A 16,858-nucleotide genomic window follows, 5' to 3' on the forward strand; every position below is an offset into this window, starting at 1 on the left:
CTTATTTCGAGAAGCACGCATGCAGACATTTTTCATTGCGCCGACCGACTTCGGTGTCGGCCTGACATCCATCAGCCTGGGCCTGGTGCGTACCCTGGAGCGCGCCGGCCTGAAGGTCGGTTTCTTCAAGCCGATCGCCCAACCCCACCCGGGTGACACCGGCCCCGAGCGCTCTACCGAACTGGTGGCTCGCACCCACGGTATCAACCCTCCGGTACCACTGAGCCTGGCCCAGGTCGAGCGCATGCTCGGCGATGGCCAGTTGGACGAGTTGCTGGAGGAAATCATCCGTCTCTACCAGCAAGCCTGTATCGGCAATGACGTGGTAGTGGTCGAGGGTATGGTGCCCACGCGCCACGCCAGCTACGCCGCGCGGGTCAACCTTCACCTGGCGAAAAGCCTGGATGCCGAGGTGATCCTGGTATCGGCACCGGAAAACGAAGTGCTCAGCGAACTGTCCGGCCGGGTCGAACTACAGGCCCAGCTGTTCGGCGGGCCGCGCGACCCGAAAGTGCTCGGGGTGATCCTCAACAAGGTTCGCACCGACGAGAGCATGGCCGACTTCGCCACCCGCCTGCGTGAACACTCGCCGTTGCTGCGCGGCAATGACTTCCGCCTGCTTGGCTGCATTCCCTACCAACCCGAGCTGAACGCCCCGCGTACCCGCGACGTGGCCGAGCTGCTCGGCGCCCAGGTGCTCAATGCCGGCGACTACGAGCAGCGGCGCATGAGCAAGATCATCATCTGCGCACGCACGGTCGCCAACACCGTGCCGCTGCTGACCTCGGGTACCCTGGTGGTCACGCCGGGCGACCGCGACGACATCATCCTCGCCGTCAGCCTGGCGGCAATCAATGGCGTGCCACTGGCCGGGCTGCTGCTGACCAGCGACAGCAAGCCCGACGCGCGCATCCTTGGCCTGTGCCGCGGCGCCCTACAGGCCGGCCTGCCGATCCTGTCGGTCAGCACCGGCTCGTACGACACGGCCAACCAGCTCAACTCACTGAACCGCGAGATTCCCGTGGACGACCGCGAGCGCGCCGAGTTCATCACCGACTTCGTCGCCAGCCACCTCGACGCAGCCTGGCTGCACCAACGCTGCGGCACCCCGCGTGAAATGCGCCTGTCGCCGGCAGTGTTCCGCTACCAGTTGATCCAGCGCGCGCAGCAGGCCAACAAGCGCATCGTTTTGCCAGAAGGTGCCGAGCCGCTGTTGGTGCAGGCCGCAGCCATCTGCCAGGCCCGTGGCATTGCCCGCTGCGTACTGCTGGCCAAGCCCGAAGATGTCGAGGCCGTGGCCCGCGCTCAAGGCATTGCCCTGCCGCCCGGCCTGGAAGTCCTCGACCCCGAGCTGATTCGCGGGCGCTACGTGGAGCCCATGGTGGCGCTGCGCAAGAGCAAGAACCTCAACGCACCGATGGCCGAGCAGCAACTGGAAGACCCGGTCGTGATCGGCACCATGATGCTGGCCCTGGACGAAGTGGACGGCCTGGTCTCGGGCCTGGTTCACTCCACCGCCAATACCATCCGCCCGGCGCTGCAGTTGATCAAGACCGCGCCAGGCTCAAGCCTGGTGTCGTCGGTGTTCTTCATGCTGTTCCCCGAGCAGGTACTGGTGTACGGCGACTGCGTGATGAACCCCCACCCCAGTGCTGCCGAACTGGCAGAGATCGCCCGCCAGAGCGCCGAATCGGCGCAGGCCTTCGGTATCGCGCCGCGGGTGGCGATGATCAGTTATTCAAGCGATTCGGCCAGCGATGAAGAAGTCGAGAAAGTGCGCGAAGCGACTCGCCTGGCGCAAGGTGCAGCAGAGGCGTTGCTGATCGATGGGCCTTTGCAGTATGACGCGGCAGCCAACCCGGCCATTGCTCGGGAGCTGGCACCAGGCAGCCCTGTGGCCGGGCGTGCCACGGTGTTCGTGTTCCCCGACCTGAATACCGGCAATACCACGCACAAGGCGGTGCAGCGTAGCACCGACGGGGTCAGCCTGGGGCCGATGTTGCAGGGTTTGCGCAAGCCAGTGAACGATTTGCCACGCGGGGCACAGGTTGACGATATCGTGCATACCATTGCCCTGACGGCGATTCAGGCCAGCGTGGTGCGCTAGCAAATCACTGGGGCCGCAAAGCGGCCCCAGGAATCAATCAGGGATACTGCTGAACCTGACCTTGCTGCTGGTCATACTGCTGCCCCGGAATCGGCTTCAGGTTCACTTCCACGCGGCGGTTCTGCGCACGGCCATTGGCGTCGGCGTTGCTGGCGATCGGCTGGTCCGGGCCCATGCCACGTACCGAGATGCGCGAGGCATCCACACCCTGCGAGGTCAGGTAGGTGCTGACTGCCTGCGCGCGGCGCTGGGACAGGTCCATGTTGTGCTGGCGGCTGCCGGTGCTGTCGGTAAAGCCGACCACTTCGATGGTGTTCTGGTTGAACTGCTTGAACGAGCCCGCCAGGTTGTTCAGCGGCGAGTAGAAGCTTGGCGCGATGTTGGCCGAGTCGGTAGCGAAGGTGATGTTGCCCGGCATGATCAGTTTGATCTGGTCACCCTGGCGCTGCACTTCCACGCCAGTGTTGGCCATTTGCGCGCGCAGTTCGGCCTCTTGCTTGTCGGCGTAATAGCCATAACCGGCGGCGGCGGCACCCACTGCGGCAGCACCGATCAGCGCACCCTTGCCACGGTTGTTGTGGTCGATGGCGGCACCGGCGATGGCGCCGGCCAGCGCGCCCAGGCCGCCGTACTTGGCGGTCTTGCTCATCCCAGTGGAGCCCTGCGCCTGACCCTGGTTGTCGTAAGGATTCTGGCTGGCACAGCCAGTCATCAGGGCAGCGGCAGTTGCGACGATAATCAGACGACGCATGGTGAACATGGACAAGCTCCTACTAAAATTCGTAAATGCGGCAGATCTCAAAGGGATCTATGCCAGCCTTGGATTGCATCGGCAACGAAAAATTCCATGAAAGTGCCTTCATGTGCCATCAGGCACGCACGAAGGGGTTTTCGCGCATCTCGTCGCCCAGACGAGTGTCAGGCCCGTGGCCGGTCACCACGATGGCCTCCTCGTCCAGCCGGTACAGCCGCTCCTTGATGGAGCGAACGATAGCCCGCTGGTCACCACCCCACAAATCGGTGCGGCCAATGCCACGGCGGAACAGGGTGTCGCCGGCAATCAGCAGTTTGGCGTCGGCGAACCAGAAGCTCATTGAGCCCGGGGTATGTCCAGGCGTGTGCAGGGCCACACCACAGCCACAGGCCAGCTCTTCGTCATCGCCCAACCAGCGATCGGGTGGAGGTACCGGCGTGTAAGGCACGCCGAACATCTGGCATTGCATCTCCAGGTTGTCCCACAGGGCCTGGTCGTCCTTGTGCAGGTGCAACGTGGCGCCCGTCAGCTCCTTGAGCTTGCCCGAGGCCAGGAAGTGATCGAAGTGCGCATGGGTGTGGATGATGCTTACCAGCGTGAGGCCGTGGGCTTGCAGGCGCGCGAGGATCTTGTCCGGGTCACCGCCCGGGTCGACGACGATGGCTTTCTTGGTCAATGGGTCGCCAATCAGCGTGCAGTTGCACTGCAAGGGGCCTACGGGAAAGGTTTCGCGGATGAGGGTGGTCGGGGCAGTCTTCATGAAGGGCCTGTCTTGGACGCTGCAGCGCCTGTGAGATCGAGCGCCGCCCGCGCGGCGCATCGCGAGCTGGCGCTCGCTCCTACGTTTGTTTCGGGCCAATTGTACCAGCGAGATTTGCGCGCGAACCCTCTGGTGCATGTCTTGATATTGTGCCGTACGAAAAAAAGCGGTCGCGCGCGTCTGTAACAGGCATAACTGGCCCGAAACAAGCGTAGGAGCGAGCACCAGCTCGCGATGCGCCGCGCGGGCGGCGCTCGATCTGAAGGGCGCTGAAAATCCAACGCCATGCTCTGCCGGCCTAAGGCAGGAACAACCTGAACAACCCACCCCCCAGCGCCCCGCCATTGGAGATCTCGATCCGCCCGCGCACCCCGCCGCTTTCATGCAGTGCCGCGATCCGCGCCGCGAAGTACAGGCCAAGGCCGGTGCTGCCGCTGGTCGAGTCGATGCCCTGGATGTACTCCTCCTGGCGCTCGAGCATGTGCTTGGGATAACCCGGGCCGTCATCGTTGACGCAGATAGCCAACTGGTTGTCGGCCTCTTCGATGGTAATCAGCAAGGCGTGCCCGGCAAAGCGGGTGGCGTTGGTGATGACGTTGGCGATTACCGAGGCCACCAGCTCACGGTCGAAGAAGCCAAGCGGGTTGTCGGTGTCGATGCGCCAGGTGGCGAGGATGTCGTTGTGCTTGAGCACTTCCTGGTGCGCCGCCAACTGCGCTTCAATGAAATCATCCAGTTCGTGGTAGTCCGGGCACACCGGCAACTGGTTGATGCCCAGTTTGTACAGCCCAAGCAGCTGTACCAGCATGCCGTTGAGGTGGCGAAACTCGTGCTCCATGATCCCCTGCTCGGCACCACCGCGCAGCTCTTCGGGCAAGCGCTCCACCCACTGGCTATGGGACTGGATCAGCGCTGACAGAGAGCTTTTGAGGTCGTGCACGGTGGAGGCGATCACCGTGGAAAAATCCAGCCCCTGATTGTCTTGATTCATGCGCCGAACACTCGGATGTGCAGTTTGCGGTAACGGTCATAGCGATTGTCGCTGGCAGGGATACCGGCGACGCTGGTCAAGGCGTCCTGGCATTCCTGCATGATCGCGGGCTGAGGGTTGTCACCGCCGATGCGCAGCAGCGCCTGGGCGGTGTTGAGGGCGATGCTGATGTTCTTCGGCTGCATACCCAGCGCTTTGCGGAACAGTTGCAACGCCTCGCCAAGCTGCCCTCCCTGGTAACTGCGTACACCCTGGCGATTGAGGGTGACCGCTTCGGTAATGGCGTTGAGCACGCTGGGGTCGTCCGTCAGCTTGCCCACTTTTTCCATGACCTTCGGGTCATCGCCATAACTTTCCACACAGCTCTTCAGCACGCCGATGGCGGCGGCTTCCTGCCCCATTGCCTGCAACTGCGCAGCAACGGTCAGGGCCGAATCGACCGAGAAGAACTGGTTCATCTTGTCCAGGCGCTGGATCGCCTGTTCGGTCAGCTTGCCGGCTGTTTCCGGGTCGCCCGCCTGCTGCAGGCTGGCAGCCTTCATCATCCGCGCACGCACTTGCAAGCCCTGGTCCTCGGGGTTTTCCTTGGCCACTTCGCTGAGCGTGGTGTTGATTTCGACACGGGTACGGGCATCCAAGCCGAAGCCTGCGTTCTTGCTCATCAGCGCCTGCACCAGGCCGAGGTTGTTTTCGGCATCCTTGTAGCGCGAGCTCTGGCCCTGATTCACCGCATGGCGGAACGCCTTCGATGCACTCTCGAAGTCTTCGTTTTCCAGCGCCAGCTTGCCCAGCGTCGATTGCCGACGCACAGACAGAGGCGATAAACGTACGGCTTCTTCAAGCAGGTTCTGCGCGCGTCGGGTATCACCCTGAGCCACCAGCACCTCGGCCATGCCATCGTAAAGGCCTGGCATGATCGGGAACGCCTTGAGCGCCTGCTCGTAGACACCTTGGGCCTGGGCGTTCTGGCCACGCTTGTGCATCAGTGCGCCCAACGCGGCGTACACCCACGGCTGCGGGCGGCTGGCCAGGATGGCCTTGAGGAACTTTTCAAGTTCCTCAAAACGGTTGAGGTTGCGCAGGGCATCGGCCCGGTAGCGCAAGCACAGCGGTGCCAGGCGCGGGTCCTTCTTGCACAACTCGGCACAAGCGGCCAGCACTTCAGCCGGGCGATTGCGGTCCAGCGCCTGCAGGATCGGTTTGAGCAGCGTCTTGCGCTGGAACAGTTTCTCGACGCGCTGCGCCAGGCCAACCCGGTTGAAGGGTTTGGTCAGGTAAGCATCGGGCTCGTGCTCGATGGCGCTGAGCACGATGGCCTGGCTACTCTCGGCAGTGACCATGATGAACACGCACTCATGGCTGATGTGCTTGTCGATGATCAGGTCTTCGAGCACCTGTTGGCCGTTCTTCTTGCCGTCACCCAGGTGGAAGTCCTGCAGGATGAAGTCATAGCGCTTCTGCGCGCACATGCGCAGCGCCTGCTCGCCGCTGTCAGCGGTGTCCACGTCGCGCACGCCCAACTCACGCAACATGGAACGGGTCGACGTGCGAAAGTCGGTAAAATCGTCGACGATCAGAAAGCTCTTTTGCCCGTACTGCAGCATCAACACGACCTGCCTTGGAATGATTGAAAAATCGCGCGAGGCGATGCCACCGATCGCTGTATCGGCAGCCGGTCGGGAAAGATGAGGGTAGAGCATTACCGGCCACAAACCATGGCCTCATGCCATCACTTTAACGAGCAATGACCTGCAGAGCCAGTATCACGCCAGCAACCCCAGCGTTTTTGCCTTTGCCACCGCCTGGGTGCGTCGCTCAACCCCCAACTTGCTGTTGATGTGGCTGGCGTGGGTCTTCACGGTGTGCAAGGAAATGAACAGCCGCTCGCTGATCTGCTGGTTGGAACAGCCCTGGGCAATCAGTTCGAGCACGGCCAGTTCGCGGCCGCTCAGCGCCTCGCCGGTGCCTGTGCTGGCGGTGGGCACTGGCGGCAGGTGCTTGAGCAGTTCGGCTTGAACCGGGCAAGCGGCCGCTGGCTGCAGTTGCTCATGAAGCCATTGCGGGTGCTTTTCCAGAAGTGGCTGGAACGGTTGCAGCACACCGCCATGGGCTGCCTCCAGCAAACCTGGCAGCAACTGCGCGGCCTGCCCTTCCCTGCCTTCGTCCAGCAGTTGGGAAAGCCATTGGCAAAGGGCACTGACGGTGAGCATCATGCCGCCACTGGCCTGGCCACGCGCTACCAGGCTTGCCAGGCGTTGCTCGGCATCCTCGCCACGCAACTGGATGCGCTCGAGCAAAGCCTGCTGCAACGCAATATGCAACGGCAGCAGCGGGTGGAACTCCGGTGCTGCTGCCGGTTGCTCGCCACCGTAGGTCTGGCCCAGACGCAGCAGCCAGGACTCTGCCAGGTCGGTTCGCCCTTGGGCCAGCCACAGTTCGCATTTGACCAGGGTAATCATGGCCAGGTAATAGACCGGGGGCACGTCCCAGATATGCATCAGGCGCTCGGCCTCGGCCAATTCGGCAAAGGCTTCGGCAAAGTGCCCTTCCCGGCCATCGAGCGTGGCAATCACGCAATGACCGATGAGCACACTGATGTCTCGGCACGCCCGCGCCTCGCCCAGCCCTGCACGCAAGCGTGCTCGGCCCTGGGCCGGCTGCAGGCGTGAGACCAGCAGGTAGCCTTCGTAAAGCGTCAGGCGCGCACGCACGGCATACAGCCGCTGCGCCGAAAGCCCCTGCAGGCGTTGCAGGCCCTGGCGCACTTCGTCCAGTGCGCGCAGCACCTCGCCACGGGCGTGCAGCACTCGCGCCCGGTCGTAATGGGCCAGGGCCTCGAACAACGGGTTGCCGACCCGTTGGGCCAGCTCCAGGGCTTCGCGGTTCCAGCCTCGGGCCCGCCAGAAGTCGCCATCGGCAATGGCCAGGTTGGACAGCGTCGACAAACACACCAGGCGTTGGCCATAACGCTTGCTCGGCAGGCTCTGTAGCGCCTCGCCGCAATAGGCCAGGGTGCGTTCGCGGTCGCCACGGCCACGGGCAATGACCCCACTCAGCGCCAGCCACTGGGCCAGCATCGACTTTTGCGCGGTTGCCGAAGGCGCGGGTAGAAAACGGCTGAGGTAGCCGGCCAGTTCCTCGGCTGCGTCCAGCTGGCAAGCCAGGCCCAACGCCCAGCTGTACAGCACGATCAACCGTGGCGTGCTGATCAGCAGGCTGTCGGGCAGGTCCATCTTCCAGCGCAGCAACATACCGACGTTCTGTTCGGCCAGCAGTTGCTCCTCGGACAGGCTCTGCACCAGGTCTGCGGCGACATCCAGGTGGCCGGCACGCAAGGCCTGCTCCACAGCTTCGTCCAGCAGGCCCTGGGTTTCGAACCAACGGCAGGCCCGTAGGTGCAGGCCAGCTAGCGGCTCGCTGGCCTGGCGGCTGCGCAACAGGTCGGAGAACAAGTGGTGATAGCGGAACCAGTGGCCATGCTCGTCCAGCGGCACCAGGAACACCTGATGCGCCTGCAGGAAGCGCAGGATCGCGGCACTGTCGTGGCGGCCCCGCAGCGCATCGCAAAGCGGGGCGCAGAAACGCTCCTGGCAGGCGGTTTCGTACAAGAAGGCCTGCACGTCCACGGGCAGCATGTCGATGACTTCTTCGAGCAAGTAGTCGCGGATCAGGCCCTCGCCGCCATGCAGCGCCTGGGGCAAGGCTTGCTCGTCAGCGCTGTCGCTGGCCGCCAGCTGCCAGAAGCGCAACCCGGCCACCCAGCCGTCGCTGCGCTGAATAAGGTTGTCCAGGGCCTGACCGCGCAGGCCCGTGGGCTGGCGGCCAATCACTGCCAGCGCCTCATCCGCGGTGAGGCGCAGGTCCTGCTCGTTGAGCTCGACCAGCTGCCGTGACAGGCGCAGGCGCGCCAGGTGCCAGTCTGGCCGCTGGCGGCTGGTAACCAGCAACACAAGGCCGGGGGGCAGGTGATTGAGGAAGAACTGCAGGCAGCGGTCAAGCACCGGCCCCTGGGCCAGGTGATAGTCGTCCAGCACCAGCAGCAGCGGCGTATCGGCTTGCAGGTACAGCGCCAGCTCGTCGAGCAGGCCGTCGAGCCACTCTTCGAAGGCGAACGGCTGGTGGCGCTGGCGCATTTTCAGCAGCCCCATGGCCTGGCCGCCCAGTGCTGGGCAGTACTGCTGCAGGCCTTCGAGCAGGCGTTCAAGGAAGCGGCCAGGGTCGGCGTCGCGCTGGCTCAGGCCTAGCCACAAGCTGCGCCAGTGTTCGGGCAGCGCTTCGGAAAATTCGATGGCCAGGGAGCTTTTGCCGAAACCTGCCGGGGCATTGACCAGCAGCAGCCGCCCGCCCAGGCCGGCGTGCAGACGCTGACACAGGCGCTGGCGCGGCACATGGCCGTCCGGCAACGGAGGCCGGAAGAAACGCCCGTCCAGCAGGCCCAGGGCCTGACTCGCGAATCCATGCGTACGGGACAGATCTGTCATGGCCGGCTCGTTCTGGTTGGAAGACTACGGCGGTATGGATGTTTGCGAGACTAGCGGGTAACGCGGCGCATTTGAAGATGATGGGCGCAATTGCCACGGAAAAGACTGCGACAAAAAGCAACATGGCTGATGGACAGAGGCCGTAGCGGGGGTGTGGGTGGGTATTCAGCAGATTTATTGCCTGTTCTGGCCTCTTCGCGGGCAAGACCGCGTAGAGGCCAGAACAGAAAAATAGAAACGCCCCGGCAAGCCGGGGCGTTCTGGGGATCACACGGAGTTAGTGGTGTTCAGCTTAGCGAATACCCGACTGGCGCAGCGCCGCTGGTTGGAAGTCGGCCTTGCTGGCACTGAAACCGAAATCGTAGGCACGCTTCTCTTCGTTCTTCATGCCCAGGGCCAGATAACGACCGGACTGCAGGTCGTAGATGGCTTCCAGGGTGTACCACGGCACCTCGACGTTGTAATACGGCTGGGCGTGGGCCTCGGACACGCGCCACAGCTGGCCACGGCCGTCGTACTGGTCGATGACGGCAGCCTGCCAGGTGTCTTCATCGATGTAGAAGTCACGCTTGGCATAGATGTGTCGCTGGCCCGGTTTGAGGGTTGCGACCACGTGCCACACGCGGCGCAGCTCGTAACGGGTCAGGTCCTGGTTGATGTGCCCGGCCTTGATGATGTCGGCATATTTCAGCTTGGGGTCATCGAGTTTGAAGGCGTTCGACGCGATGTACAGCTCCTTCTTGCCTTCCAGCTTCCAGTCATAGCGGTCAGGTGCACCGTTGAACATGTCCAGGTTGTCGGAGGTACGCAGGCCATCGGCAGCGGTACCCGGGCCGTCATAGGACACTTGCGGCGCCTGGCGCACGCGACGCTGGCCGGCGTTGTAGATCCACGCCTTGCGCGGCTCCTTCACCTGGTCGAGGGTTTCGTGCACCAGCAGCACGGTCCCAGCCAGGCGCGCGGGCGCGGTCACTTCCTGCTTGAAGTAGAACAGGATGTTGCCTGGGTTGTTCGGGTCGTAGTCCTTCATCTTGTCACGGAAGACGAACTGGTCGGAGAAGTACACCGGGTTGAACGAGCCGTTCTGCTGCGGCGTAGCTTGGGTGACCAGGCGGCTGACACTGCCGCCACGGTAGCGGGTGATGTGGTTCCAGATCACTTCCAGGCCGGTTTTCGGGATCGGGAACGGTACCGCCGTGCGGAAGTTGTTCAGGCCGTTGCCGCCCTCGACCAGGGTGGTCTTGGTGGCGTTTTCCTTGATGGCCGCGAACACATCGGCCGGGACGGTTGAACCTCGATGGGTTTTGAACACCGGGATCTTGAAGGTGTCCGGGTAGCGCTTGAGCATGGCCAGCTGGCCTGGCGAGAGCTTGTCCTTGTACTGGTCGGCGTTTTGCGCCGTGATGGTGAACAGCGGCTTGTCACTGCCGTACGGGTCGGACAGGAAACCCTTGCCGTCGACGCTGCCCGCCGTTTTCGACAGCGGCTCCCACGCGCCGATGGAGCCGTCGGCATTACCGGCCTTTTCCGCCCCCATTGGGGTCAGGGTGCTACCCAGCTTGGCCGCCTCGTCAGCGGATACCGCAGCCATGACACTGGTCGCCAGCAGGGACAGGCCCAGCACACCGGCTTGCAGCAGACTTCTGGTCTTGTTCATGTCGTGTCGTCCTGGATCTGAATGCTTAGAAGTTCACGCCGAAGCTGAGGGCGACGAAGTCGCGGTCATCCACGGTGCTGTACTTGCCGTCGAAGAAGTTGGTGTACGACAGGCTTGCCGTGTAGGTGTTCTGGTATTCGGCATCCAAGCCCAGGCTGACAGCCTTGCGGCCTTCCTCGAAGTTGGCGCCAGGGCCCGGCGAGTAGCCGGACACGTCATGCGACCAGGCCACGCTCGGTTTCAGGTTCACCCCAGCGAATACGTCGTTGTAATCCCAAATGACACGGGCGCGATAACCCCAGGATGTGCTGGTGGTGTAGCCATCGTTCTCGCATTTGCGGTTCAGGTTGGTGGTGGATGCACCGGCACCGGCGCCGGCGATGGTGCTGGCGTTGAGCGCCTGGCAGGTGTCCGCGCCGCCCGTGGACGGCAATGGGCCAGGGCCGAACACCGGGTCGCGGCCATAACGGGTATCGTGCGCATTCTCCAGGCCGCCGACGTGGGTGACGCCCAGTTCGCCCACCACGGTCATGCGGCTAGCGCCCATCACTTGGTCGAAGAAGTGCGTCAAGGTGGTCTGGAACTGGGTGATCTCTTTACGGCGATAGCCGTGCAGGTCCTGGCCCGGTGTACCCGCCAGCAGCGAAGCATTGGTCAGTGCGCCGCCCAGAGGACGAACACCGGCAAACAGGATATCGGTGGTGTTCAACTGTACCGGCGCGTTGGGCCGGTAGCTGATCTCACCGCTCCATGCCGTGCCGGTTGGCAAGGTGGTGGAGAAACTGAGGCCGTAGAGTCGAATATCTTCCGGGTACTCGACGAAGTACTGCGAATTACCCGCCACGATCAAGGGTGCCAAGGCTCGCAGCTGTGCCGGCAGGCCGGCGATACCGGAGAACACCGAAGCCGGGGCGCCGGTGGCACTGAAGATTGGCGCACGGCTGTGGTAGTTCATGAAGTAGGCACCGAATTCGGTGTCCAATGGCTCGAACATGTAGCGCATGGCCACGCCGAACTGCCCGCTGTCACGCGCGTCGCGGTCAGCGCCACGGCGCACCATCACACCCTCTTCGTTGATGTTCACGCCCTGGGTAGCAAGGAATTGCTGGGCCGCGCCCGGCACCGTACGGCTGCTGTTCAGCACGCGCAGGTTGTCGGTACAGCCGTCGGCAATGATGTCCGGCTGCGAGAAGAAGGTGCCGCAGTTGTCGACGACCGTCTGGTCCCATTCAAGCTGGTAGAAGGCCTCAGCCGACAGGTTGTCGGTCAGGCTCTGGGAGATGTAGAACATGTTGACCGGGATCAGGCCTTCCTTGATCTCGGCCCCTGGGCGGCGAAACGCCGACACGTCGATGGGGTTGATCGAGTTGATGCCGCCGCCGATGAAGGTACTTTCACCCCAGCTCACCACCTGCTTGCCAAAGCGCACCGAACCGGGCTGATCGCCGATGGAGTAGTTGTGGTAGACGAAGGCGTCGAGCAGCTCGGCGCCGGACGACTTGGCGCCCTCCTTGCGGTTGGAGTCGCTGATGTCCTTGAACTCGCGGCCTTCGTCCTTCAGCTCGAAGTCGTACCAATACTTGCCACGCACGAACACGCCGGTGTCGCCGTACTTGAGCTCCAGGTCATGGATGCCTTTGAAGATCTTGGAGAAGGTTTCGCCCTTCTTGAAGTTCAGGTGGCCATCGTCGGATGTCTGCGACAGGCCCTTGCCGCCGTTGTTCACCCCGATCAGGTTCTTGTTGGGGTTGGCCGTCGACCAGCTGGCGCCGATGGAGAGCGACGAGTCGAACTGGCCTTCGATTTCACCCATGTTGAAGCTGACAGCGAAAGCAGGACTTGCGAGCGTGGAAGCAAGGCTGACGGCCAAGGGCAACTTGGCCCGGCGCCAGAACAGGTTTGCAGATTTCATCGACGCTACTCCATGTACTTTATTGTTATGGCAGTGAGTCCTTTCAAGAACGGCCCGAGCGACCGGTTTGCAGGTTTGCACCCGCGGCGACACGGCTTGCGCGTGTTGCCCTCCCCCATTCCTGAAAATCCCCTGGCCCCGACTATAGCCAGCAAGGCACAGGCGCTTGATCCCTCTAAAGTGTGATTTGCGCTCCATGCCGCCAACTCGCTGCTATTTGTCCCGATTGCGTGCTGGCAGTGCTCAAGGATGGCGCATTTTTGCCATTTGGCAAGGCGCCAGCCTCTCTAGCATGCGGGTCGCGTTCTGACGCACACGACCCGCAAAGCAGTTACAAGGTGGAAAGGAACGCGCTGTTGCTGGCCTGCCATTGGACGATGTCCTGGCGGATGCGTTTCTTGTCGAGCTTGCCGACGCTGGTCTTGGGAATTTCAGTAACAACGGCGATCTGGCTTGGAATCGCCCACTTGTTGATGTGACCTTGCTCGACAAACGGCTTGAGGTGCTCCTTCAGCGACTTGGCGTCGATGGCGTGGCCATCACGCACCACCAGCAGGGCAAACGGACGCTCACCCCATTGCGGGTCGGCCACCCCCACCACCGCCACTTCGCGCACCGCCGGGTGGCGGCTGACCAAGTCTTCCAGGTCGAGTGAGGAGACCCACTCGCCACCGGTCTTGATCACATCCTTGATGCGATCGCGGATGTCGATGTAACCCATACCGTCGAGGGTGGCGACATCGCCGGTGTGTAGCCAGCCACCCTGCCACAGCTCCTCGCTCTTTTCCGGTTCCTTGAAGTAACCCATGGTCAGCCACGGCGCACGCAACACCAGCTCGCCTTGTGTCTCACCGTCTGCTGGCAGGAAGTTACCGTCGCCATCGACGATGGCTGCCTCGACCAGTGGCACCGGCACACCGGCCTTGATGCGGTAGGTAACACGCTCATCCTCGCTGCCGGCCTGCAACTCATCGTTAAGGTGGGCGGCGGAGATCAGCGGGCAGGTTTCCGACATGCCATACGCAGCAGTCAGCTGGATGCCACGTGCCAGAGCGGCCTGATACAACGAGCGGTTGAGCGAGCTGCCGCCAATGATGATCTTCCAGCCGCCGAAATCCTGCCCTTGCGAAGCCGGGCAGTTGAGCAGCATCTGCAGGATGGTCGGCACGCAATGGGAGAAAGTGACCTTCTCCTCGCGCCAGAGCTTGACCAGCATGTCTGGCTCGTAGCGCCCAGGGTACACCTGCTTCATCCCGAGCATGGTGGCAGCGTAAGGGATGCCCCAGGCATGCACATGGAACATCGGAGTGATCGGCATGTACACGTCGTTACTGCCCAGCAGCCGCACGCTGTCGATACTGCCGGTGACCGAGGCCTCGGCCAGTGTGTGCAGCACCAGCTGACGATGACTGAAATACACACCCTTGGGGTTACCGGTGGTGCCGGTGGTGTAGAAGGTGGTGGCCACCGAGTTCTCGTCGAAGTCAGGGAAGTCGTAGCGCGGGCTGGCGGCGGCCAGCAGTTGCTCGTACTCGCCGACCAGGTCGGGCAAATCGGCGGTCTTGTCCGGGCCGTCGGTCAGCAACAGGGTCTTGTCGACGGTGGTCAACTGCCCGGCGATGGCCTGGTACAAGCCGACGAAGTCGCTATTGACCAGCACCACGCGGTCTTCGGCGTGGTTCATGGTGTAGAGGATCTGCTCGGGCGACAGGCGCACGTTGATGGTGTGCACCACGGCGCCGATCATCGGAATGGCGAACATGCATTCCAGGTAACGGTGGCTGTCCCAGTCCATCACCGCGACGGTGTCACCGGCCTTTACCCCGGCCTCGGTCAGCACATTGGCCAGGCGTGCGATGCGCTCGTTGAGCTGTGGATAAGTGAGCCGCAACTGGTCGCGGTAGACGATTTCGCGGGTCTTTTCATAGCGGCAGCCAGACATCAGCAGGCGTTTGATCAGCAGTGGGTAGGCGTAGGCGCCCTCGGCGGGCTTGATGATGCGGGTCTGCAACATGGGTATCCCTTTTCTGAAAAGCGGGCCAGACAAATGTGGTAACCACTGTAGTTCGCCAATGTGACGGCTAAATCAGCCGAAGGAATGATTTGGCTACGCGGGGTATGAGTGGCATTGTCCGAGTGATGGATCATCCCTGCCCTGCCAACGGAGCCTTACTGATGCCCAGCCCGCGTCGCGCTGTGTTTCTCGACCACCAATCCCTAGATCTTGGTGACCTCGACCTTTCCCCGTTACGAAGCCAGTTCGATGAGCTCGAACTGTTCGATGCAACCCGCCCGGACCAGGTAAGCCAACGCCTGCAGGGCGCCGTCGCGGTGGTCAGCAACAAGGTCATGCTCGACGCCGCGACCCTGGCCGCCAACCCGCAGCTCAAGCTGATTCTGGTGGCCGCCACCGGCACCAACAATGTCGACTTGGCAGCAGCCCGCGCCCAAGGCATCACGGTGTGCAACTGCCAGGGCTACGGCACGCCGTCAGTCGCTCAGCATACCCTCGCCCTGTTGCTGGCCCTGGCGACGCGTCTGTGCGACTACAACCAGGCGGTTGCCGACGGCCAGTGGGCCAAGGCCAGCCAGTTCTGCCTGCTGGACTTCCCCATCGTCGAACTGGAAGGCAAAACCCTCGGCTTGCTCGGCCACGGCGAACTGGGCGGCGCGGTGGCACGGCTGGCCGAAGCCTTCGGCATGCGCGTGCTGAGCGGACAGATTCCCGGTCGCCCGGAGCGCGCCGACCGGTTGCCGCTTGACGAACTGCTGCCGCAAGTCGATGCGCTGACCCTGCACTGCCCGTTGAACGAGCATACCCGGCACATGCTCGGCGCTCGCGAACTGGGCCTGCTCAAGCGCAATGCACTGGTTGTCAACACTGCCCGTGGTGGCCTGATCGACGAACAGGCACTGGCCGACGCCCTGCGCAGTGGCCACCTGGGCGGCGCGGCCACCGACGTGCTGAGTGTGGAGCCGCCGGTCAATGGCAACCCATTGCTCCAACCCGACATCCCGCGCCTGATCATCACCCCGCACAGCGCCTGGGGCGCGGTGGAATCGCGCCAGCGCATCGTTGGCCAGCTCAGCGAAAACGCCCAGGCCTTCTTCGCTGGTCAGCCACGCCGCGTGGTCAGCTGAGCCCGGCGCCGGCCTCTGCTACACTGCGCCACTTTTTTCCAGGAGGCGTCGTCCATGGACCCGCGCAGTGAAGTGTTGCTCCGCCAGGCAGAGCTGTTCCAGGGGCCGCTGCTGATCGCTGGCGCCCCCGCCGACGACCTGCTCGGCCAGTTGCCCCAGGCCCAGGCCTGGACCTGGCATGCCGGCGATCAGGCCATGCTCGACAGCCGCTTTGCCGGCCGCAGCCACTATGCGGTCGAGCCGCCCGACCTGCCCTTCGACAGTGCCGTGCTGTTCCTGCCCAAGTCCCGCGAGCTGGCCGCCTACCTGCTCAACGCCCTGGCGTCGCGCCTGGCCGGCCGCGAGCTGTACCTGGTCGGCGAAAAACGCGGCGGCATCGAAGGGGCGGCCAAGCAGCTGCAGGCCTTTGGCAAGCCACGCAAGCTGGACAGCGCTCGCCATTGCCAACTGTGGCAAGTGACCATCGACCAGGCACCGCAGGCAAAACCGCTGGAAAGCCTGGCCGAGCGCTTCGAGCTGGCCCTGGAAGACGGCCCGCTGCAAGTGGTCAGCCTGCCGGGTGTATTCAGCCATGGTCGCCTCGATCGGGGTACCGCCCTGCTGCTCAAACACCTCGATGGCCTACCCGACGGCCACATGCTGGACTTTGGCTGTGGTGCCGGGGTGCTGGGTGCCACGCTCAAGCGCCGTTACCCACAAAGCCGGGTGACCATGCTGGATGTGGATGCCTTCGCCGTGGCCGCCAGCCGCCTGACGCTGGCCGCCAACGGCCTGGAAGGCGACGTGATCAGCGGAGATGGCATTGACGCAGCCCCCACCGAACTGAGCCTTATCCTGAGCAACCCGCCGTTCCACACCGGCGTACACACCAACTATCAGGCTTCGGAGAACTTGCTGAAAAAATCAGCCGTTCATCTGCGAAAAGGTGGCGAAATGCGCCTGGTGGCCAACAGCTTCCTGCGCTACCAGCCGCTGATCGAAGGGGCATTGGGCAACTGCCAGGTACGCGACGAGGCCGATGGTTTCCGCATCTATCAGGCAACGCACGGATAAAA

11 protein-coding genes are annotated in these 16,858 nt (G+C 63.2%); 3 read left to right on the top strand and 8 right to left on the bottom strand.

What is annotated here, in order from left to right; all coding sequences use genetic code 11:
• Nucleotides 1-19: 19 nt before the first annotated feature.
• Nucleotides 20-2,107, top strand: coding sequence for a phosphate acetyltransferase (gene pta, locus Q9451_RS26750; RefSeq protein ID WP_012270523.1), 2,088 nt, complete (start codon nucleotides 20-22; stop codon nucleotides 2,105-2,107).
• Between the two features lie 37 nt (nucleotides 2,108-2,144).
• On the opposite strand, the gene Q9451_RS26755 is transcribed toward pta, so the two are convergent.
• From Q9451_RS26755 to Q9451_RS26790, 8 genes are all read right to left on the bottom strand, one after another.
• Nucleotides 2,145-2,867 (bottom strand): OmpA family protein, encoded by a 723-nt coding sequence (locus tag Q9451_RS26755; protein WP_012270522.1) that lies wholly within the window; start codon nucleotides 2,865-2,867, stop codon nucleotides 2,145-2,147.
• Between the two features lie 109 nt (nucleotides 2,868-2,976).
• A complete protein-coding gene (locus Q9451_RS26760; protein WP_012270521.1) occupies nucleotides 2,977-3,621 on the bottom strand; it encodes an MBL fold metallo-hydrolase in 645 nt (214 codons plus the stop codon).
• 298 nt (nucleotides 3,622-3,919) lie between these two features.
• On the bottom strand, nucleotides 3,920-4,612 hold the full coding sequence (locus Q9451_RS26765) for a HAMP domain-containing sensor histidine kinase (RefSeq protein ID WP_012270520.1): 693 nt from the start codon (nucleotides 4,610-4,612) through the stop codon (nucleotides 3,920-3,922).
• Entirely contained in the window at nucleotides 4,609-6,216 is a 1,608-nt protein-coding gene (locus Q9451_RS26770; protein ID WP_012270519.1) for a tetratricopeptide repeat-containing response regulator, read from the bottom strand. Before Q9451_RS26770 ends, Q9451_RS26765 begins: the two co-directional genes overlap by 4 nt.
• A 159-nt stretch (nucleotides 6,217-6,375) precedes the next feature.
• On the bottom strand, nucleotides 6,376-9,093 hold the full coding sequence (locus Q9451_RS26775; RefSeq protein WP_012270518.1) for a LuxR C-terminal-related transcriptional regulator: 2,718 nt from the start codon (nucleotides 9,091-9,093) through the stop codon (nucleotides 6,376-6,378).
• 292 nt (nucleotides 9,094-9,385) lie between these two features.
• Entirely contained in the window at nucleotides 9,386-10,750 is a 1,365-nt protein-coding gene (locus Q9451_RS26780) for a DUF1329 domain-containing protein (protein ID WP_012270517.1), read from the bottom strand.
• A 25-nt stretch (nucleotides 10,751-10,775) separates the two neighbouring features.
• The gene (locus Q9451_RS26785; RefSeq protein WP_012270516.1) at nucleotides 10,776-12,662 is read right to left on the bottom strand and encodes a DUF1302 domain-containing protein; all 1,887 of its coding nucleotides are present in this window, start codon (nucleotides 12,660-12,662) and stop codon (nucleotides 10,776-10,778) included.
• A gap of 331 nt (nucleotides 12,663-12,993) precedes the next feature.
• Entirely contained in the window at nucleotides 12,994-14,676 is a 1,683-nt protein-coding gene (locus tag Q9451_RS26790) for a fatty acid--CoA ligase (RefSeq protein ID WP_012270515.1), read from the bottom strand.
• A gap of 161 nt (nucleotides 14,677-14,837) precedes the next feature.
• Here Q9451_RS26790 and Q9451_RS26795 point away from each other — a divergent pair, with 161 nt between their 5' ends.
• Together Q9451_RS26795 and Q9451_RS26800 are read left to right on the top strand one after the other, a co-directional pair.
• Nucleotides 14,838-15,803 carry a 2-hydroxyacid dehydrogenase gene (locus tag Q9451_RS26795; RefSeq protein ID WP_012270514.1) on the top strand — a complete coding sequence of 322 codons (966 nt, stop codon included), beginning with the start codon at nucleotides 14,838-14,840 and terminating at the stop codon, nucleotides 15,801-15,803.
• Between the two features lie 54 nt (nucleotides 15,804-15,857).
• A complete protein-coding gene (locus Q9451_RS26800; protein ID WP_012270513.1) occupies nucleotides 15,858-16,856 on the top strand; it encodes a class I SAM-dependent methyltransferase in 999 nt (332 codons plus the stop codon).
• Nucleotides 16,857-16,858 lie beyond the last annotated feature (2 nt).

Source organism: Pseudomonas sp. NY8896 (assembly GCF_039634505.1).